The following is an 18800-nucleotide window of genomic DNA, read 5'->3' as shown; positions in this document are numbered from 1 at the left end:
CGGCACGCCCGCTTTCGTGAAGCGCGGCGTTTCGTCCTGCATGCGAGAATGACCGACACTCTTCCGCGGACCCGTCGGCCTGCAACATCCGGCGCGACGGTTCCGCCCAGGTCATCATTGCCCATGTCCAAGCTCATCCTCATCGACGGCTCTTCCTATCTGTACCGCGCCTTTCATGCGCTGCCGCCGCTGACCAATGCGCATGGCGAGCCCACCGGCGCACTGTTCGGCGTGGTCAACATGCTGCGTGCCACGCTGAAGGCGAAACCGGAGTACCTGGCCTTCGTCAGCGACGCGCCCGGGCCGACCTTCCGCGACGCGCTGTACGACCAGTACAAGGCGAATCGTCCGCCGATGCCGGACGACCTGCGCGCCCAGGTCGAGCCGATGCTGGCGATCGTCGGCGCGCTGGGCTTTCCGATCCTGCGCGTGGGCGGGGTCGAGGCCGACGACGTGATCGGCACGCTGGCGATGCAGGCGCACGAACTGGGCATCGAGGTGGAAGTGTCCACCGGCGACAAGGACATGGCCCAGCTGGTCGGCCCCCACGTCACCCTGGTCAACACCATGAGCAACACGGTGATGGACAGCAACGGCGTGATGGAGAAATTCGGCGTGCGGCCGGATCAGATCATCGACTTCCTCGCGCTCACCGGCGACGCCATCGACAACGTCCCGGGCGTGCCCAAGTGCGGCCCGAAGACCGCCGCGAAATGGCTGGCCGAATACGATTCGCTGGACGGCGTGATCGCCAACGCGGACAAGATCGGCGGCAAGATCGGCGAGAGCCTGCGCGAGGCGCTGCCGCGGCTGCCGCTGTCGCGCCAGCTGGTCACCATCAAGACCGACGTGCCGCTGGAATTCGGTCCTACCGAACTGGCCCAGCGCGATGCCGACGTGGCGCAGCTGCGCGAGCTGTACACGCGCTACGAGTTCAAGGCCGCGCTGAAGGAGCTGGATGGCTCGGAGCCGGGCATCGGGGATCCCGCAGGGGCAGTTCCTGACGGTCGTCGGGCATCGGGCATCCATGCCGCGCCCGGCATCGATCAAGCCACGGCTGCCAGCAGCCCTGCCGCGCCTGATGCCGCGTTGTCCGCACCGGGTGACTACGAACTGGTCACCACCCGGCCGCAGTTCGACACGTGGCTGGAAAAACTCCGCGGTGCCGAACTGATCGCCTTCGACACCGAAACCACCAGCATCGACGCGATGCGCGCGGACATCGTCGGCATCAGCCTGGCGGTGGAGCCGGGCAAGGCCTGCTACATCCCGCTGGGCCACGACTATCCCGGCGCGCCGAAGCAGCTCGACCGCGAAGAGGTGCTGGCCGCGCTGAAGCCGGTCTTCGAGGATCCATCGCGGCCCAAGCTCGGCCAGCACGCGAAGTACGACATCAATATCCTGGCGCACTACGGCATCGCGGTGCAGGGGCTGGCGCACGACTCGATGCTCGAATCCTACGTGTGGAACGCCACCGCCACGCGCCACGACATGGACTCGCTGGCGAAGAAATACCTGGGCTACGAGACGATCAAGTACGAACAGGTCGCCGGCAAGGGCGCGAAGCAGATTTCATTCTCCCAGGTGGACCTGGACACCGCCTGCCGCTATGCCGCCGAGGATGCCGACATCACCCTGCGCCTGCACCATGCGCTGTGGCCGAAGCTGGAGAGCGTGCCGCCCTTGCGCGACGTGTACCGGGGCATCGAGATTCCGCTGGTGCCGGTACTGGCCGAGATGGAACGCCGCGGCGTGCTGATCGACGGCGACGAACTGCGGCGGCAGAGCCAGCAACTGGGCAAGCGCATGCTGGAACTGCAGCAGCAGTCGTACGCGCTGGCCGGACGCGAGTTCAACCTGGATTCGCCCAAGCAGTTGCAGGCGGTGCTGTTCGACGAGCTCGGCCTCGAAGCGAAACTGAAGACGCCGACCGGCCAGCCTTCCACCAACGAAGAAGCGCTGGAGGCGATCGCCGAGACCCACGAGCTGCCGCGGCTGATCCTCGACTATCGCGGCCTGGCCAAGCTGCGCAGCACGTACACCGACAAACTGTCAGGCATCGTCAACCCGCGCACCGGCCGCGTGCACACCAGCTACCACCAGGGTTCGGTGGCGACCGGGCGGATCTCTTCCTCCGACCCGAACCTGCAGAACATCCCGGTGCGCACCGAAGAGGGTCGGCGCATCCGCCAGGCCTTCATCGCGCCACCCGGCTGGAAGGTGATGGCGGCGGACTATTCGCAGATCGAGCTGCGCATCATGGCCCACCTGTCCGGCGACGAAGGCCTGCTGCGCGCATTCCATTCCGGTGGCGACGTGCATCGCGCCACCGCGGCCGAAGTGTTCGGCGTGGCGCCGGAGGAGATCACCACCAACCAGCGCCGCGCGGCCAAGGCGATCAACTTCGGCCTGATGTATGGCATGAGCGCGTTCGGCCTGGCCCGCCAGCTCGGCGTGGACCGCGGTGAGGCCGGCGACTACATGGGCCGCTATTTCTCGCGCTATCCCGGCGTGCGCGCGTTCATGGATGCCACCCGCGAACAGGCCCACCGCGACGGCTACGTGGAAACCATCTTCGGCCGCCGGCTCTATCTGGAGAACCTCAACGCACGCAACCAGGGCCTGCGCCAGGGCGCCGAGCGCGCCGCGGTGAACGCACCGATGCAGGGCAGCGCGGCCGACATCATCAAGCGCGCGATGATCGCCGTGGCCACGTGGCTGAAGGATCGCGACGACGCACACATGCTGATGCAGGTGCACGACGAACTGGTGTTCGAGGTGCGCAGCGAGGCGATCGAGGAAGTGCGGGCGGCCGTGGTCGAGCGGATGTCCGGCGCCGCGGCGCTGGCGGTGCCGCTGCTGGTCGACGTGGGCGTGGGCGCCAATTGGGACGAGGCGCACTGAGCGGCGTTCCCGTTAATTTTCCATGAGACTGAATCGCTCGTAAATTTCCCTGGAGGCCTTGCAACTTTTTCGATCCACCCCACTCTAATCCCACGGATGCACGCAACGGCATCCGCGGCGCGCTCACCTCCCTGAGCCGCCACAGGCACGAACCTCTCCCCTGGGTCTTCGTGTCTGCCCCGCCCCGGAGGCTCCCCCTAGCCTCCGGGGCTTTTTTTGCCTGCCGTCCGTGCTCCGACTGCCCACGGGGCTGCCGCCTCACCTGTACGTTTCATGCACACCGGCGCACGGCATACTCCGGGGCACACTCATCAAGGGGGAACTCCATGCGCACAGGTCTGATCATCGTCGGCATCATCCTCGTCGCCGCGGGCATCTGGGTGGTGGCCGGCCATGCCTTCTACCAAGACACCGACACCCTGGTGCAGATAGGTTCGGCCAAGCTCACCGCCACCCACGACAAGGGCGTGCCGCAATGGATCGGCATTGCCGGCATCGTGGTCGGCGCGTTGCTGGCGCTTGGCGGCTTCATGCAGAAGCGCTGACCTGCTGGCTTCGTTCTTCCGAAAACCGCCGCCTTCGCGGCGGTTTTCTTTTGTGCCCACTACAATGGGCACGATGGATGTCTCGTACCTGATCGATCCGCTCAACGACGCGCAGCGCGAAGCCGTCTGCGCCCCTCCCGGCCATTACCTGGTGCTCGCCGGCGCCGGCTCGGGCAAGACCCGCGTGCTGACCCACCGCATCGGCTGGCTGACCCAGGCCGAACGCGTGCCGCCGTGGGCGATCCTCGCCGTCACCTTCACCAACAAGGCGGCGGGCGAGATGCGCGCGCGGCTGGAGGCGCTGATCCCCGGCGGCACCCAGGGCCTTACCGTGGGCACCTTCCACGGCATCGCGCATCGGCTGCTGCGCCGGCACTGGCGCGAGGCCGGACTGCCGGAGACGTTCCAGATCCTCGATTCGGACGACCAGCTGCGGCTGGTGAAACGGGTGGTCGCCGGGCTGGGCCTGGATGATGCGAAGTACCCGCCGCGCCAGGCCATGTGGCAGATCAACCACTGGAAGGACGAAGGCAAACGCCCGGATGGCATCGAGCATCGCGATCACCCGGTCACGCAGACCTTCGTCAACATCTACAAGGCTTACGAGGACGCCTGCCGCCGTGCCGGCCTGGTTGATTTCGGCGAGCTGCTGCTGCGCGCTCACGAGTTGTGGCTGAAGCATCCCGCCGTGCTGGAGCACTACCAGCAACGCTGGCGCCACCTGCTGGTCGACGAGTTCCAGGACACCAACACGCTGCAATACGCCTGGATCCGCGTGCTGGCCGGCGCCGCCGGCCAGGTCTTCGCAGTCGGCGACGACGACCAGTCGATCTACGGCTGGCGCGGCGCCAGGGTGGAGAACATGTCGCAGTTCCTGCGCGACTTCCCCGGTGCCCGCACGATCAAGCTGGAACAGAACTACCGCTCCACCTCGACCATCCTGAAAGCCGCCAACAGCGTGATCCAGCGCAACGGCAGCCGCCTGGGCAAGGAGTTGTGGACAGCCGGCGACGACGGCGAACGCATCGCGCTGTACGCGGCGTACAACGAGCAGGACGAGGCGCGCTTCGTGATCGAGCGCATCCGCGAGTACATCGACGAGCACGGCTCGGCGAAGGACTGCGCGATCCTGTATCGCTCCAACGCGCAATCACGCAACTTCGAGGAGCAGCTGGTCCAGCGCAACATCGGCTACCGCGTCTACGGCGGCCAGCGCTTCTTCGAGCGCGCCGAGGTGAAGGACGCGCTGGCCTATCTGCGCCTCACCGCGAACCGGCACGACGACGCCGCGTTCGAGCGCGCGGTGAACACCCCGCCCCGCGGCATCGGCGATCGCACGCTGGACGTGCTGCGCCGCCGCGCCCGCCACGACGATACGTCGATGTGGGAAGCGGCACTGCTCGAGCTGGCCGGCGGCAGCGAACTGGCCGGGCGGGCGAAGAACGCGGTAAAGGCGTTCCTGGCGCTGATCGACGGGATGGCGCGCAGCTTCGCGGGAAGCGGGAATGGGGAAGCGGGAATCGGAGAAGCCGATGCCGCGCTTCCCGCTGTTGATCCTCCCATGCCCGACTCCCCATTGCCGACTCCCGGCCTCACCCTGGCCGAACAGATCGACCACGCGATCACCCACACCGGCTTGCGCGATTTCTACGAGAAGGACTCGCGCGGCAACGCCGAGTCGCGGGTGGAGAACCTGGACGAACTGGTCAACGTGGCCAGCCGCTTCGAGCGCACCGCCGAGGACATCGACGCGGGCCTGAGCGAACTCTCCGCGTTCCTGTCCCACGCCACCCTGGAAGCGGGCGAGAACCAGGGCGAAGCCTGGGACGATTGCGTGCAGCTGATGACGCTGCACTCGGCCAAGGGGCTGGAGTTTCCGGTGGTGTTCCTGGTCGGCATGGAGGAAGGCCTGTTCCCCAGCCAGCGTTCGGTCGACGACGAAGGCCGGCTGGAGGAGGAACGCCGGCTCGCCTACGTGGGCATCACCCGCGCCCGCGAAAGGCTGGTGGTCACCCACGCCGAATCGCGTCGCATGCACGGCACCGAGATGCTGGCGCGACCGTCGCGTTTCCTCGGCGAAATGCCGGCCGAACTGATCGACGAAGTGCGCCCGCGCGTGCACGTGACCCGACCGATGTACAGCGGCCGTCCGCGCGAAACATCGTCGTCGCTGGAAGAAACGCTGCCGGTGAAGCTCGGCCAGCGCGTCAGTCATCCCAGTTTCGGCGAAGGCGTGGTGGTCAGCGCCGAGGGCAGCGGGGCGCACACCCGGCTGCAGATCAATTTCGAAGGCGTGGGCAGCAAGTGGCTGGTGGCCGCCTACGCGAATCTGACGACGCTGTAGCGGCGTTACCCGGGCAACCTCGGTAGTCCGTGCGCGTCACGCTCCTCGATCGCGATCGGATGCGTGTCCGGCTGCATCGGATTGGCGGTCTGCGCCAGCGGCGTGACGACGTCACCACGGGTGAACGCCAGCGCGTTGCGATAGCAGCGTTGCGCCTGGGCGGCGTCACCCTGGCCGGCGAAAGTGTCGCCCAGTGCTTCCCACGCGGCGGCGCCCGGCGCCAGCGCCAGGGAGCGCTGCAGGTACTGGTGGGCCTTGCCCCAGACTTTCAGTCGCACGCACATGCGGCCCAGCGTGAGCAGCAGGTTGGCGTCGTTCGGATGGGCGTCCAGCCAGCCTTCGGCGCGACGCAGGCGCGCCTCCACGTCATCGCCGGACAGGCTGCCGTAGGTTTCGATCAGCAGCGGCGACCACTCGCGGCGCAGCGCGGATTCCACTTCATCCATGGCCGGCAGGGTCAGGCCGAAACCGGCGGCGCGACGCGCGTAGGCATCGATCACGGCCGGCACCCGCCGTTGCGGCTTGGGCCATTGCGACCACATCGCGTTCAGCGTGGCCCCGTCGGGCGTGGCGTTCAGCGTGGCAACCAGCACCTGCGCCTCCAGCGCGGCATAGGCACGATGACCCAGCGCGCCGCTCTTCTGCAGCGGCGCCAGCGCCTCGCGGGCGCGACGGGTGTCGCCGGTGGCCAGCGCGGCCTGCACCAGTTCGCGCCAGCCGCCGGGAGTCAGCGTGCCCTTGTCCGATTCGGGCAGCAGCAGGGCCAGCGCTTCGGCCGGCTTGCCTTCGCGACGCAGCACGCGGGCGCGCAACACCCGTGCGGCCTGCGGCACCGATTGCGCCGCCTGGTCCAGCGCCTCCAGCGCGCGGCCGGGTTCGCCACGGCGCAAAGCGGCTTCGGCCGAGGCGAGCAGGGCCGGACCACGCAGGCTGTCCAGCCGCGAGGCACGATTGAGATCACGTTCGGCATCGCCGTGGCGACCTTCGATCAGCGCGATCAGGCCAGCGCCGAGGCGCTGCTGGCTGAGTCGCCGATGCCGCCGCGAGAGCGCGCCGAACGGCCAGCGCAACAGGCGCCACAAGGTGGTCAGCACGGCCCACGCCAGCAGCAGGATCACCAGCGCGGCGACCATCGTGGTTTCGATCTTCCAGCCACGCAGGCGCAGCAGCACGTAGCCGGGGTCCTCCGCCACCCAGTGCCAGCCGAATGCGGCCAGCGCGGCAGCGAGCACCGCCAGCAACACCCCGTACCAGAGCCTCATGGCTGCGCCTCGGCCGGCGCTGCGCTGCTGCTGGACGATGCCGGACCCAGCGCATGCACCGCGCGCAGGTTGCGCAGTTCGGTCAGCGCGGCGCCGAGCTGTACCGACGGCTTCGCCGGCAATTGCGCCGCCAATTGCCGCAGCGTGGCGCGCGCCTGCTGCACGGCGGGCGCAGCGGCGTCGAACTGGCTGGCCAGGGCGGCGTCCGTGCGCTGCAGGGCTGCGGCGTAGTCCTTGCTGTCGTAGGCCAGCAACGCTGCCTGTGCCTGCGCCAGGTCGAGCGTCGCCAGCTCGCGGGCGAGACGCGCGTCGGCGACGGCCAGCGGCGCGCCGTTGTCGCGCTGCACGCTGACCACGCTGGCCAGCGCGCGACGAATCCGCGACCAGGTGTCGGCGCCGACGGCGGTGCCGCTGTCCAGCGGCTTCAGCGGCAGCGTGGCCAGCTCGCCACGCAAGGCCAGCAACTGTTGCAGGGCGGCGGCCTGGCTGGCCGGCTGGCTCCTGGCCAGGGCCTCGCGCTCGGCTTCGATGCTCTGGCGCAGCCCGCCGAACGCGCCGTCGTTGACCGCGGCCAGGGTCTGGTCGGCCAGCGCATAGGCGGCCGCCGCGCCCTGCGCGTCGTGGAACAGCGTGTAGCGTTCGCTGGCCATGCGCAGCAGCGATTCGGTTTCGTCCAGCAGCATGCCGTCATGGCCACTGAGACTCTTCTCGGCAAGCCGGGCCACCGCGTCCTCGACATGGCGGGTCCGTTCGGCCTGGCCCAGCAATTCCTCGCGCAGCGAACGGTTGACCTGGGCCGCATCGTCCAGCCGCTGGTTGAGGCTGCCGCGCTGCTCGCCCATGGCGGTCAGGGTGGTCTCCAGGGTCTCCACGCGCTGCTGCAGGCTGGCCACGTTCCGCGTGTCGACCGCCGCGCCCTGCTCCTGCTGCCACTGGCGCCAGCCGACGTAGCCGGACGCGCCCACCGCGACCAGCGCCAGCAGGATCGCCAGCGCCAGCGTGCCGCCACCACGGGGGCGTGGTGCGGGGCGATGGGAAGCCGGCCGTGTCGGGCGCAGCGGCGGTTCGACCAGCACCGCATCGGGCGCGACGGGTGCGGAACGGGCGCCCTCGGGCGCGGCGGGCTCGTTGGGCATGTCGTGGTTGCTCATGAGCGCATGCTAGCAGCCCATACGCGCGCGTTCGTAGCACGCGGATGTGAAGATTCCCTCAACCGGCCGTACCGGCCTCGGCCAGCAGGTCGGCGGACACCGCCGAAGCCGCCACGCGGATGCGCCGGAACCCGGCCGCCCGCGCCGCCTCGGCCAGGCGTTCGCTGCTGACGACCGCGGTGGCCGCGCACAATCGCGCCCATGCCGGCGCCGGCAGCAACTGCTGCAGGTTGTGCAGGGCCTCGGCACTGGACAGCAGCACCCGCGCCGAGGCGGGCAGCTGCAGCAGCGCTTCCACGTGGCGACGATCGAGTCGCGGCGGCACGCGGTGGTAGACATGCAGCTCGCGCAGACGCGCGCCCCGCGCCGCGAGCTGCTCGCGCAACACGCCGCGACCGCCCGGCGCGCCGATCAGGGCCACCCGGCGTCCGCGCAACGACTGCAGCTGGGGAAGTTCCAGCAGCCCCTCGCTGTCCTGCCGACGCGGGGCCAGCGGCGCGGCGACACCGTGTCGACGCAAGGCTTGCGCGGTGCCCTGGCCCACCGCCAGGACGCACGCAGCGGTGCGCAGCGGCAGCAGCGCCGCGGCATGACGGACCGCGGCGGGGCTGGTGAACACGATCAACTCATCGGCCAGCGCGGCGCGCATGCTCGCGCGCACCGCGTCCGCATCGGGTGCGGCACGCAAGCCCATTCCGGGCAGGCGCAACGGCACGCCGCCCAGCGCGCGCACCTTCCGCGCCAGCGCGGAGGCGGTGCCCGCCGGACGGGTGATCACCACGATCCGGCCATGCAGGTCTGGGGTTTTCCGGCTGGATGGTTGCTGCATCCGCGCACCGCGCACGCTCACTGTCATGGCTCCAGTGTAGCGGTGGCTCAGGATGTTCTGATCTATTCAGCGCAGGCGGCATGACGTCCAGAAGGCCCCCAGGTGGCAGTGCGCGGTGCCGGCAAGGCTGGCCGCCTTGGCAAGCCGTGCGCTGCCGCCTGGGGGCCTTCTGGACGTCACCCCATCTTTGTATTCAATCGGTTGGGGCCGGCTCTGTCTGCCCGCATCTCCGCGGCGCGCCTCCTCGACAGGCCGACGCCTGTCTTCGTCCGCGCACCACGAATCTGCGGGCAGACAGAGCCGGTGACGCCAGTGCTGAATAGATCAGAGCATCCTTTACACTGCCGGGCTTTCCCCACGCGAATCCCCGATCACGTGAGCAAGACCGAAGCAACCCTGCAGGCACGACAACTGATCCAGTTCATCCGCGACGAGATCCCGCTGGCCCATGCGATGGACCTGGAACTGGCAGACTGCGACGAGCACAGCCTGACCCTGCGCGCGCCACTGGCGCCCAACGTCAACGACAAGGGTTGCGCCTTCGGCGGCAGCCTGGTCAGCGTGATGACGCTGAGCGGCTGGGCGCTGGTCGAACTGGCGTTGCGCCGGCGCGGCACGGACTGCGACGTATTCGTCGCCGAGTCCAGCGTGCGCTACCTGGCGCCGCTGTGGGACGACTTCCACAGCCAGGCGCGACTGGCCGAGGACGCGGACTGGGCGACCTTCTTCTCCACCCTGGACAACCGCGGCCGTGCGCGCATCGCGATCGACTGCGTGGTGCTCGGCGAGAATGGCGAACCGGCGTGCACCTTGAACGCGCGCTTCGTGGCCAAACGCCGCGCCTGAGTGGACTGCCTGCGCATCAGGCAGAATGGGCGGGATTTCATCGGGGAGGAAACCACATGCGCCGGATGTCCAGTCTTCTGATCGTGCTGTTGTCGGGCCTGCTGCTGGCCGGCTGCGCCACCAAGACCCGCAGCGATGCCCTTACCGCCACGCTGAAGGCGTACGGCAGCACGCTGCGCTGGGGCGATTTCCAGAGCGCCGCCCAGTTCGTCGAGCCCAAGGTTCGCGCTGCGCATCCGCTGACCTCGCTGCAGCTGGCGCGCTTCCAGCAGGTGCGGGTCACCGAATACAACGACGATGCAGGCCCGGTGCCGACCAGCGACTTCGACGTGCAGCAGACGGTGGTGATCAACCTGGTCAACATCCACAACCAGTCCGAGCGCAGCGTCGTCGACCACCAGACCTGGCATTACGACGAGGCGACCAGGCACTGGTGGCTGACCAGCGGCCTGCCGGACATCACCCAGGATTGAGTCGGCGCGGCCCGCGCAAGCGGCGGCAACCCCGTATAATCGCCGGTTTACCCGAATTGGTGCGATCAAGGCACCTGTGGACTGACGATGAACGATTTCCTGCACAAGCTGCCCGAATTTGTCGGCAACCATGTGGCCCTGGTGGCCCTGTTCGCGATCCTGCTGCTGGCATTGATCGTGATGCAGGTCAGCGCCCTGTTCAGCAAGGTCGGGGAACTGAGCCCCGCCGGCCTGACCCATCTGATCAATCGCGAGAACCCGCTGCTGATCGACCTGTCGGCGATCGCCGAGTTCGAGAAGATGCACGTGCCCGGCGCGAAACACGTGGCGATGAGCCAGTTCGATCCGGAGAACAAGGATCTGGCCAAGGCGAAGGAGCTGCCGGTGGTGGTGATGGACAAGGACGGTCGCGGCAATTCGATCAAGGCTGCGCAGCGACTGGTCAAGGCCGGCTTCGCCAAGGTCCACCGCCTCGACGGCGGCGTGCTGGCCTGGCACGCGGCGCAATTGCCGGTGGCCAAGGGCAACCGGTAAGGAACCCGCTGGCGGGCCACGCTCCCGCCCCGCTGCCCGATCAGACAGCGATCGCCAGGCGTCGATCGCCAGGTGTCTACGGCACCGGCAAGTCGTGGATGCCCGCGCGCCCGGCGATGATCTGCGCCAGCACGTCGGGCGCGTATTCGAACGAGTCGTAGTAGAGCCGATCCTCCGGCAGGCCGGCGGCGAGGAAGCGCGGATGCGCGGCATCGATCATCGCCGGCGGCCCGCTCATGTACAGGTCGTGGCCTGACAGGTCCGGCTGGTCGGCCAGCACCGCCTCGTGCACCAGGCCGGTGCGCAAACCCGCCGGGCCGTCCGCGTCGGACACCACCGCGTGGAACGCGAGGTTCGGCAGCTCGCCCGCCCAGCGTTCGGCCAGCGCGCGCAGGTACAGGTCATCCGCCACGCGCGCGCCCCAGTACACCTGGATGGCGCGACGCGTGCCCAGCGCGATGAAGTGCTCGACGATCGCCTTCACCGGCGCAAAACCGGTGCCGCCGGCCATGAAGATCATCGGGCGTTCCGAATCCTCGCGCGGCACGAAGGTGCCCAGCGGACCTTCCACGCGCAGGTGATCGCCCGGCTTCAGCGTGCTGCTGACCCACGACGTGAAACCGCCGCCGGCCACGTGGCGCACGTGCATCTCGATCATGCCGTCGGCCTGCGGACCGTTGGCGATCGAGAACGGACGACGCTTGCCGTCTTCCAGCAGCACGTCGACATACTGGCCGGGCAGGCGCTTCAGGCGACGCTCGCCGCGTGCCGGCAGCAGGCGCAGGCCGGTGACATCCGGCGCCAGCGACCACTTCTCGGTCACCACCATGCCCAGCTGGCGCCGCGCGATGTCCTCCACCGAGGTGACTTCGCGCGCCTCCAGCAGCAGGTCGGTCGCCGGCACCGCCTGGCACAGCAACACCGCATGGTGGGCCTGCTCGTCCGCATTCAGCGCCAGCGGCGGATTGCGCGGATACTCGCAACGCCCGTCCAGCAAGGTGGCCTTGCAGCTGCCGCAGACGCCGGCCCGGCACGAGTAGGGCAAGGCCACGCCCGCCCGTTGCGCCGCTTCCAGCACGGTTTCGCCCGCGACCACCGAAAACTGGCGGCCGGATGTCTTGAGGGTGACCTTGAACACGTGTGCATTGTCGCGGCGATGACCCCGGACGACAATGCGGGCTCGATCCACGGGAATCAACGATGAGCATCTGGAAACAATCCACCGACCTGGACCGCGTCAACGCATGGAGCGCCAACACCATGATGGAGACGCTGGGCATCCGCATCACCGCGGTCGGCGACGACTGGCTGGCTGGCACCATGCCGGTCGACCATCGCACCCACCAGCCCTACGGCCTGCTGCACGGCGGCGCCTCGGTGGTGCTGGCCGAAACGCTGGGCAGCACCGCCGCGATGCTGACCCTGGACCCGGCGAAGGAGCTGGCGGTGGGACTGGACATCAACGCCAACCACATCCGCGGCGTGCGCGGCGGCAGCGTCACCGGCACCGCCAAGATGCTGCACATCGGCCGCACCACCCAGGTATGGGAGATCCGCATCGAAAGCGAGGAAGGCGCGTTGGTGTGCATTTCGCGCATCACCATGGCGGTGATCGCGGCGCGCGGCATGGGCACGCGTTGAACATGCCGCATCTCGATAGAGCGTCCCCTCACCTCAATCCTCTCCCCGACACGGGGAGAGGAGGCGAAAGCAAGAGGCGCGTTTCCTGATGGCGGCTGCGCCGTATGGCAACCTCACGCCCGATCTCGTGCTCGACGCCGTGAGCGCCTGCGGGCTGTGGCCGGACGGCCGCCTGCTGGCGCTGAACAGCTACGAGAACCGGGTGTGGCAGGTCGGCATCGAGGACGCCGCTCCGGTGATCGCGAAGTTCTACCGGCCGGACCGCTGGAGCGATGCGGCGATCATCGAGGAACACGCCTTCGCGCAGGAACTGGCCGACGCCGAACTGCCCGCGGTGGCGCCGCTGCTGTTCGACGGTCGCAGCCTGCTGCATCACGGCGGCTTCCGCTACGCGCTGACCCCGCGCCGGGGCGGTCGCGCGCCGGAGCTGGAAGCGGTCGACCAGTTGCAGTGGCTGGGTCGGCTGATCGCGCGCATGCATCTGATCGGCGCCCGCGCGCCGTTCGAACATCGCGGCAGACTCGACCAGGACACGATGGTGCAGCAGCCGATGCATGCGGTACTCGGCTCGTCGCTGCTGCCGACCGGCCTGCAGACCAACTACCGCGCCGCCGCGACCCGGCTGGACGCGGCGATCGGCGCACGCATGGAGGCGATCGGCCCGCTGCGCCAGTTGCGCCTGCATGGCGACTGCCATCCGGGCAACGTGCTGTGGACCGAGGCCGGCCCGCACTTCGTCGACTTCGACGACGCCCGCAGCGGCCCCGCCGTGCAGGACCTGTGGATGCTGGCCAGCGACGAACGCACGATGGAGGCGCTGCTCGAGGGCTACCAGCAGTTCCGCGATTTCGACCACGGCGAACTGGCGCTGATTCCTGCCCTGCGCGCGATGCGCCAGCTGCACTACGCCGGCTGGATCGCCGCGCGCTGGCACGACCCGGCCTTCCCCATCGCGTTCCCGTTCGCCGCCGAATCGCGCTGGTGGGAGCAGCACATCGCCGATCTGCACGAGCTGGCGGACGAACTCGAATAGCCGGATGGCCGCCAGCAGAGCCCACCCCGGTCATTCGCAAGAACTTTCATCCGGGCGCCCGAACAGGCATGCTTGAGCGGATACCCCGGCCGAGCATTCCCATGAAACGATCCCGTACCGCCGCCCTGCTGCTGATGGGCACGGCCCCGCTGCTGTTGACCGCCTGCGACCGCAACGAGGCGCGCGAAGGCCTGTACACCTCGGTCGAGGCCTGCGTGGCGCAGACCAATGACAGCAGCACCTGCAACCAGGCCTTCGCCAAGGCCGAGCAGGAAGCGGTGGCCACCGCGCCGCGCTTCGCCAACCGCGAGGAATGCGAGGCCAGCTACGGCAAGGAAAAGTGCGCCGAACGCAGCGACGGCAACAACCATTCGTTCTTCGGCCCGCTGATGACCGGCTTCTTCCTGTCGCAGATGATGCGCAATGGCGTGGCCGCCAACGGCTTCAACAGCGCCCCCGCGTTCCGCGACAGCAACGGCGGCTGGCAACGGCCGGCGGCGGGCAGCGCCAGCGGCGGGGTCTATCGTGGCGGCACCGCAGGCACCGGCATGGTGCCGATCAACGCCACGCCGAATCGCGCGGTCACCACCAGCCGCTCCGGCTTCGGCCGCTCCAGCGGCAGTCGCGGTTTCGGCAGCTGATGCGCCGCATCGCGCTGGCCGAGCGCCCCGACTGGCGCGCCAGGGCCGCGGACTGCGGTTTCGGTTTCCACACCATCGACGACGCGCCCTACTGGGACGAGTCCGCGTACTACGCCTTCAGCCTGCGCGAGATCGAGCACGACATCGAGTCGCCCACCGAAGAGCTGCACGCGATGGCGCTGGACATGGTCGAGCGCATCGTGGGCAGCGAGCAGCTCATGCAGCAGCTGGCGATACCCGAGCCGTACCGGGACTGGATCGCCGAAAGCTGGCGCCGGCGCGAACCGCACCTGTACGGCCGGCTGGATTTCGCCTACGACGGCCGCGGTCCGGCCAGGCTGTACGAGCTCAACTACGACACGCCGACCTCGCTGTTCGAGGCCGCGTTCTTCCAGTGGCAATGGCTGGAGGACCAGCTCGGGCGCGCCCAGCTGCCGGCCGGCAGCGACCAGTTCAACTCGATCCAGGAATCGCTGGTGGAGGCGTTCGGCACGATCGCCCGCGGCATCGCGCGACCGTTCCATTTCGCCGCCGTGCGCGACTCGAACGAGGACCAGGGCACCATCGCCTACCTGCGCGACTGCGCGCTGCAGGCCGGCATCGAGTGCGGCACGCTGGCGATCGAGGACATCGGCATCTCCGAGGACGGCCGCTTCACCGACCTCGACGACCAGGTGATCGGCTGCCTGTTCAAGCTGTACCCGCTGGAAGACCTGTTCCGCGAAACGTTCGGCCCGTACCTGCCGCGCTCCGGGCTGCAGCTGATCGAACCGCCGTGGAAGGCGCTGCTCAGCAACAAGGGCATCCTGCCGCTGCTGTGGGATGCGCACCGCGGCCACCCGAACCTGCTGCCGGCCGAGTTCGACGAGGGCGGCGCGCTGCCGCGCGGCTGGGTGCGCAAGCCGCTGCATTCGCGCGAGGGCGCCAACATCGCGATGCACCTGGACGACGGCCGCGAACTGCGCACCGACGGCCCGTATGACGGCCCGTGCATCCGCCAGGCCTACCATCCGCTGACCGCGTTCGACGGCCACTATCCGCTGATCGGCAGCTGGGTGGTCGGCGACCGCGCCTGCGGCATGGGCATCCGCGAGGACAGCTCGCTGGTGACCCAGGACAGCGCACGCTTCGTGCCGCATGCCATCGTCGAGGAAGCGCGCGGCGTGCTGATCGCCTAAGCTTGCGTCTTTTCCGCCAGGGCTTCGCATGCGCACTGTTCTGTTCCGCCTGATCGGCGTCCTCGAAATCGCCGGCGGCTTCTACGGGGTGGCGGCGATGCTGCACCGGCTGCTGCCATTCGGCGCCCACGACAGCCTGATCGCCCTGCTCGGCCTGGCGCTGTACGGTTTCGTGCTGGCCGCCGGCATCCAGCTGGTCACCGGCAGCGAGCAGGGCGTGCGGATGTCGCGCTGGGCGCAGCTGCTGCAGCTGCCGCTGATCGCCCTGCCCGTGTTCAGTTACGGCCTGCACTGCGGCGCCTTCGTCAACGTGTTCGCCACGCTGCAGTCGACACCGCGGCTGGGCATCGACTGGCACCTCGGCTCGCAGGGGTTCCTGCTGGCGATTGCCGGGCCGTCGGTGTCGCGGATCGGCATCAACCTGCTGGCGCTGCTGTCGTGGCTGGTGCTGCGACTGCGCTGAGGGGTTATGTTTCAACCTCTCAGCCCGGCCATGGACGGCCGGTCGCGGAGCAGTCACGCAGGTGACTGATTCGCGTGAGCACGTCCGGGCACGTACCGGACGTGCGATAGAAGAAAACCACGGGAAGTGGTTTTCTTCACAGGTGCTGACCTGTTCAACCCCGGAGAATCCGTGATGGCGCGTCCCAACTACATCGAACTGCCGGCCAGCGACATCACGGCGTCCAAGGCGTTCTACCGCCAGGCCTTCGGCTGGGAGCTGACGGACTTCGGTCCCAGCTACGCGGCGACCATGACCGGCGACGTGGACGTCGGCCTGCAGGGCGATCCGACCGAAGCCACCCGCGCGCCGCTGCCGGTGATCGCGGTGGACGACCTCGAAGCCGCCCTGCTAGCGGTGACGGCCGCGGGCGCCAGCATCGTGCGTCCGATCTTCGCCTTCCCCGGCGGGCGGCGCTTCCAGTTCCTCGACCCGCACGGCAACGAACTGGCGGTGGTCCAGGCCGACTGAGCATTCGCCGTCGCAGCGCGGCCAGCGCCCGGCCACCAGCTATCATGGGCGGATGAATACTCCCGCCGCGCTACCCGTCATCCGCCTGAAATCCGACCGCAGCCCCGGCCATCCGTGGGTGTGGTCGGCACAGATCTACAAGCCCGAGTCGAAACTGCCGCCGGGCAGCGTGGTCGAGGTGCAGGACGCGAAGGGCCGCTTCGTGGGCCGCGCGTTCTGGAACGGCCACGCGCGCATCGCGCTGCGCCTGCTCGACACCGATCCGCAGGCCACGATCGACGCCGACTGGATCGCCGCGCGCATCGCCCGCGCCGTGCAGCTGCGCCGCGACTGGCTGCAGCTCGATGCGGTCAGCGACGCGTGGCGCGTGGTGCACAGCGAAGGCGACGACCTTTCGGGCCTGATCGTCGACCGCTACGCCAACGTCATCGTGGTCGAATACTTCGCCGCCGGCATGTGGAAGTTCCGCGAGGCGATCCACGCCGCCCTGCTCGCGCATTTCCCCGACGCGCAGTTGTACTGGTTCGCCGAATCGCACGTGCAGAAGCAGGAATCGTTCGACTGCCGCAGCCCCGACGTGCCCGCCCCGTTCGAGGTGCACGAACACGGCCTGCGCTTCCACGCCGCGCCGGGTTCCGGCCACAAGACCGGATTCTTCGCCGACCAGCGCGACAACCGCAAACGCTTCGCCGAACTGGCCAGGGGCCGCCGCGTGCTCGACCTGTGCTGCAACGCCGGCGGTTTCGCGGTGCACGCGATGGCGGCCGGTGCGCGCGAGGCCGTCGGCGTGGACCTGGACGCCGGCATCCTCGAAGTCGCCCGCGCCAATGCCCAGGCGAACAACGTCGCGGTGAGCTTCGAGCAGTCCGACATCTTCGACTGGGTGCGCGCGGCGGTAGCCCGCGGCGAGCGCTACGACGCGGTGATCCTCGACCCGGCCAAGCTCACCCGCGACCGCAGCAAGGTGATGGACGCGCTGAAGAAATACTTCGCGATGAACCGCATGGCGCTGGACATCATCCCGCCCGGCGGCCTGCTGCTGACCTGTTCGTGCACCGGCCTGGTCGGCGAAGGCGAGTTCCTGGAAATGCTGCGCCGGGTCGCGCTCAACGCCGGCCGCACGATCCAGGTACTGGAAGTGCGCGGCGCCGGCGCCGATCATCCGGTCCGCACCGACGTGCCGGAAGGCCGTTATCTGAAGGCGGTGTTCTGCCGGGTGGATTGAAGCTGCTTCCGCAGGAGGGTCACGCGCCGCGGGGCAGTCGCCCGCGCAGCGAGGCGGCATCGAACGGGCCAGGCTCGGCGATCAGCTCGCGCGCGGCGCCGACCTGGTCCCAGGTGTTCCACAACAGCACGCCGCGCACGCGACCGCCGTCGAGGTAGTACACCACGCCTTCGCGATACGGCTCACGCCAGTCCTCGACCACCTGAAGCCGCGTATCGAGCAGGCCGACGGCTTCGTAACCCAGGTCGAACAGATCCGAGTAGAAGAACGGCTGGACCACGTAATCTTCCGCCACGCCGGCCATTGCGCGTCCCGCATGCCGGCCCATGCCGATCGCGGCATCCTCGTGCTCCACGCGCATCCGGCGATCAAGCGCGACACTGTGGAAATTGGCCACGTCGCCGGCGGCCCAGATGTCCGCATCGCTGCTGCGCAGTTGCGCATCGACCACGATGCCGTTGTCGACGGTGAGCCCGGCCTGCTCGGCCAGCGCGGTGTTCGGCGTCACGCCGAGGCCGGCCACCGCCGCCTCCACCCGCAACACCTCGCCGTCGGACAGGCTCAGCTCCACGCCGCCGTCGGTCCTGCTGCCACCGATGACCCGAACGCCGCTGCGCACATCCACGCCACGGCTGCGGTAGTAGTCGTCGAGATAGTGCGCCAACCCATCGGGATAGCGGCCCGCGCCGATCGTCTCGCCGGGAAACAGCAGGCTCACCTTGCAGCCGATGCTGCATAGCGAGGCCGCCAGCTCGCAGCCGATGAAGCCGCCGCCGATCACGGCGATGTAGGCGCCGGGTCGGGCGTAGCGGCGCAGCGCTTCGTAGTCGGCCAGCGTGCGGTAGTGGATCAGCCTTTCGCCGCCATCGACCGGCAGCAGGCGCGGCGTGGCGCCGGTGGCCAGCAGCAACCGGCGATAGCGATAGCTGTCGCCCCGGTCGTCGCGGGCCACGTGGGCGACGCGATCCAGTGAGGCAATGCGCCGCCCCGGATGCAGTGTCGCTCCGCTCCCTGCGGTGGCCAGGTCGATGTCCGCGAGCGACTTGTCGCCCTTCCACATCGCCTTGCTCAGCGGCGGCCGCTGGTAGGGTGGCGCGGGATCGTCGCCCACGATGCCGACGTTCGCTGCGCCGTCGACCTCGCGGATGGCTTTGGCAGCGGCGTCGGCGGCCATGCCGCCGCCGATGATCAGGTAATCGTGGACATGTTCCATGACGTTCT

18 protein-coding genes are annotated in these 18800 nt (G+C 68.9%); 13 read left to right on the top strand and 5 right to left on the bottom strand.

Features of this window, described 5'->3' with window-relative positions; all coding sequences use genetic code 11:
* Window positions 1-123 precede the first annotated feature (123 nt).
* The 3 genes from polA (at window position 124) to AC3A56_RS13880 (ending at window position 5793) form a co-directional block, all read left to right on the top strand.
* Entirely contained in the window at window positions 124-2904 is a 2781-nt protein-coding gene (polA, locus tag AC3A56_RS13890; RefSeq protein ID WP_487770713.1) for a DNA polymerase I, read from the top strand.
* A 326-nt stretch (window positions 2905-3230) separates the two neighbouring features.
* Window positions 3231-3449: a hypothetical protein gene (locus AC3A56_RS13885; protein WP_056718015.1), complete on the top strand. Its 219-nt coding sequence runs from the start codon at window positions 3231-3233 to the stop codon at window positions 3447-3449.
* 73 nt (window positions 3450-3522) lie between these two features.
* On the top strand, window positions 3523-5793 hold the full coding sequence (locus AC3A56_RS13880) for a DNA helicase II (protein WP_487770750.1): 2271 nt from the start codon (window positions 3523-3525) through the stop codon (window positions 5791-5793).
* A 5-nt stretch (window positions 5794-5798) separates the two neighbouring features.
* Here AC3A56_RS13880 and AC3A56_RS13875 read toward each other — a convergent pair whose 3' ends face one another.
* Genes AC3A56_RS13875 through AC3A56_RS13865 form a run of 3 tightly spaced genes read right to left on the bottom strand, consistent with a single transcriptional unit; the run spans window position 5799 to window position 9035 of the window.
* Complete coding sequence (locus tag AC3A56_RS13875) at window positions 5799-7055, bottom strand: heme biosynthesis HemY N-terminal domain-containing protein (RefSeq protein WP_056718014.1); 1257 nt, start codon at window positions 7053-7055, stop codon at window positions 5799-5801.
* Window positions 7052-8206 carry a uroporphyrinogen-III C-methyltransferase gene (locus AC3A56_RS13870; protein WP_056718013.1) on the bottom strand — a complete coding sequence of 385 codons (1155 nt, stop codon included), beginning with the start codon at window positions 8204-8206 and terminating at the stop codon, window positions 7052-7054. The genes AC3A56_RS13875 and AC3A56_RS13870 overlap by 4 nt, the downstream gene beginning before the upstream one ends.
* A gap of 58 nt (window positions 8207-8264) precedes the next feature.
* Window positions 8265-9035: a uroporphyrinogen-III synthase gene (locus tag AC3A56_RS13865; protein ID WP_056718012.1), complete on the bottom strand. Its 771-nt coding sequence runs from the start codon at window positions 9033-9035 to the stop codon at window positions 8265-8267.
* 375 nt (window positions 9036-9410) lie between these two features.
* On the opposite strand from AC3A56_RS13865, the gene AC3A56_RS13860 reads away from it, so the two are divergent.
* The 3 genes from AC3A56_RS13860 (at window position 9411) to AC3A56_RS13850 (ending at window position 10888) form a co-directional block, all read left to right on the top strand.
* A complete protein-coding gene (locus AC3A56_RS13860) occupies window positions 9411-9881 on the top strand; it encodes a YiiD C-terminal domain-containing protein (protein WP_487770712.1) in 471 nt (156 codons plus the stop codon).
* Between the two features lie 56 nt (window positions 9882-9937).
* A complete protein-coding gene (locus AC3A56_RS13855) occupies window positions 9938-10354 on the top strand; it encodes a hypothetical protein (RefSeq protein WP_487770711.1) in 417 nt (138 codons plus the stop codon).
* Between the two features lie 87 nt (window positions 10355-10441).
* Entirely contained in the window at window positions 10442-10888 is a 447-nt protein-coding gene (locus AC3A56_RS13850; protein ID WP_056768212.1) for a rhodanese-like domain-containing protein, read from the top strand.
* A 76-nt stretch (window positions 10889-10964) separates the two neighbouring features.
* On the opposite strand, the gene AC3A56_RS13845 is transcribed toward AC3A56_RS13850, so the two are convergent.
* Window positions 10965-12026, bottom strand: coding sequence for a 2Fe-2S iron-sulfur cluster-binding protein (locus AC3A56_RS13845; RefSeq protein WP_487770710.1), 1062 nt, complete (start codon window positions 12024-12026; stop codon window positions 10965-10967).
* Window positions 12027-12088: 62 nt separating this feature from the next.
* On the opposite strand from AC3A56_RS13845, the gene AC3A56_RS13840 reads away from it, so the two are divergent.
* The 7 genes from AC3A56_RS13840 to AC3A56_RS13810 all read left to right on the top strand — a co-directional run bounded on the left by AC3A56_RS13840 (window position 12089) and on the right by AC3A56_RS13810 (window position 17579).
* Entirely contained in the window at window positions 12089-12529 is a 441-nt protein-coding gene (locus AC3A56_RS13840; RefSeq protein ID WP_056718007.1) for a hotdog fold thioesterase, read from the top strand.
* An 88-nt stretch (window positions 12530-12617) separates the two neighbouring features.
* Entirely contained in the window at window positions 12618-13562 is a 945-nt protein-coding gene (locus AC3A56_RS13835) for a serine/threonine protein kinase (protein ID WP_487770709.1), read from the top strand.
* A 101-nt stretch (window positions 13563-13663) separates the two neighbouring features.
* The gene (locus AC3A56_RS13830; protein ID WP_487770708.1) at window positions 13664-14203 is read left to right on the top strand and encodes a DUF1190 domain-containing protein; all 540 of its coding nucleotides are present in this window, start codon (window positions 13664-13666) and stop codon (window positions 14201-14203) included.
* Window positions 14203-15381 carry a glutathionylspermidine synthase family protein gene (locus AC3A56_RS13825; protein WP_487770707.1) on the top strand — a complete coding sequence of 393 codons (1179 nt, stop codon included), beginning with the start codon at window positions 14203-14205 and terminating at the stop codon, window positions 15379-15381. Before AC3A56_RS13830 ends, AC3A56_RS13825 begins: the two co-directional genes overlap by 1 nt.
* Window positions 15382-15409: 28 nt before the next feature.
* Window positions 15410-15844, top strand: a complete 435-nt coding sequence (locus AC3A56_RS13820; protein WP_204109822.1) for a hypothetical protein — start codon at window positions 15410-15412, stop codon at window positions 15842-15844.
* A 174-nt stretch (window positions 15845-16018) separates the two neighbouring features.
* Window positions 16019-16354, top strand: coding sequence for a VOC family protein (locus AC3A56_RS13815; RefSeq protein WP_487770706.1), 336 nt, complete (start codon window positions 16019-16021; stop codon window positions 16352-16354).
* Window positions 16355-16406: 52 nt separating this feature from the next.
* Window positions 16407-17579: a class I SAM-dependent rRNA methyltransferase gene (locus AC3A56_RS13810; RefSeq protein WP_487770705.1), complete on the top strand. Its 1173-nt coding sequence runs from the start codon at window positions 16407-16409 to the stop codon at window positions 17577-17579.
* Between the two features lie 19 nt (window positions 17580-17598).
* Here the strand turns inward: AC3A56_RS13810 and AC3A56_RS13805 are convergent, their stop codons facing one another.
* Complete coding sequence (locus AC3A56_RS13805) at window positions 17599-18792, bottom strand: NAD(P)/FAD-dependent oxidoreductase (protein ID WP_487770704.1); 1194 nt, start codon at window positions 18790-18792, stop codon at window positions 17599-17601.
* Window positions 18793-18800: the final 8 nt, after the last annotated feature.

The organism is Rhodanobacter sp. Soil_C_14 (assembly GCF_057657335.1).
The sequence above is the reverse complement of the archived record's forward strand: the minus strand, read 5'-3'. Positions and strand labels throughout refer to the sequence as shown.

Bases quoted from the DNA above. Each gene is read 5' to 3' on its own strand.
- polA (WP_487770713.1), top strand. From the start codon at position 124: ATGTCCAAGCTCATCCTCATCGACGGCTCTTCCTATCTGTACCGCGCC.
- AC3A56_RS13885 (WP_056718015.1), top strand. From the start codon at position 3,231: ATGCGCACAGGTCTGATCATCGTCGGCATCATCCTCGTCGCCGCGGGC.
- AC3A56_RS13880 (WP_487770750.1), top strand. From the start codon at position 3,523: ATGGATGTCTCGTACCTGATCGATCCGCTCAACGACGCGCAGCGCGAA.
- AC3A56_RS13875 (WP_056718014.1), bottom strand. From the start codon at position 7,055: ATGAGGCTCTGGTACGGGGTGTTGCTGGCGGTGCTCGCTGCCGCGCTG.
- AC3A56_RS13870 (WP_056718013.1), bottom strand. From the start codon at position 8,206: ATGAGCAACCACGACATGCCCAACGAGCCCGCCGCGCCCGAGGGCGCC.
- AC3A56_RS13865 (WP_056718012.1), bottom strand. From the start codon at position 9,035: ATGCAGCAACCATCCAGCCGGAAAACCCCAGACCTGCATGGCCGGATC.
- AC3A56_RS13855 (WP_487770711.1), top strand. From the start codon at position 9,938: ATGCGCCGGATGTCCAGTCTTCTGATCGTGCTGTTGTCGGGCCTGCTG.
- AC3A56_RS13850 (WP_056768212.1), top strand. From the start codon at position 10,442: ATGAACGATTTCCTGCACAAGCTGCCCGAATTTGTCGGCAACCATGTG.
- AC3A56_RS13840 (WP_056718007.1), top strand. From the start codon at position 12,089: ATGAGCATCTGGAAACAATCCACCGACCTGGACCGCGTCAACGCATGG.
- AC3A56_RS13835 (WP_487770709.1), top strand. From the start codon at position 12,618: ATGGCGGCTGCGCCGTATGGCAACCTCACGCCCGATCTCGTGCTCGAC.
- AC3A56_RS13830 (WP_487770708.1), top strand. From the start codon at position 13,664: ATGAAACGATCCCGTACCGCCGCCCTGCTGCTGATGGGCACGGCCCCG.
- AC3A56_RS13825 (WP_487770707.1), top strand. From the start codon at position 14,203: ATGCGCCGCATCGCGCTGGCCGAGCGCCCCGACTGGCGCGCCAGGGCC.
- AC3A56_RS13820 (WP_204109822.1), top strand. From the start codon at position 15,410: ATGCGCACTGTTCTGTTCCGCCTGATCGGCGTCCTCGAAATCGCCGGC.
- AC3A56_RS13815 (WP_487770706.1), top strand. From the start codon at position 16,019: ATGGCGCGTCCCAACTACATCGAACTGCCGGCCAGCGACATCACGGCG.
- AC3A56_RS13810 (WP_487770705.1), top strand. From the start codon at position 16,407: ATGAATACTCCCGCCGCGCTACCCGTCATCCGCCTGAAATCCGACCGC.
- AC3A56_RS13805 (WP_487770704.1), bottom strand. From the start codon at position 18,792: ATGGAACATGTCCACGATTACCTGATCATCGGCGGCGGCATGGCCGCC.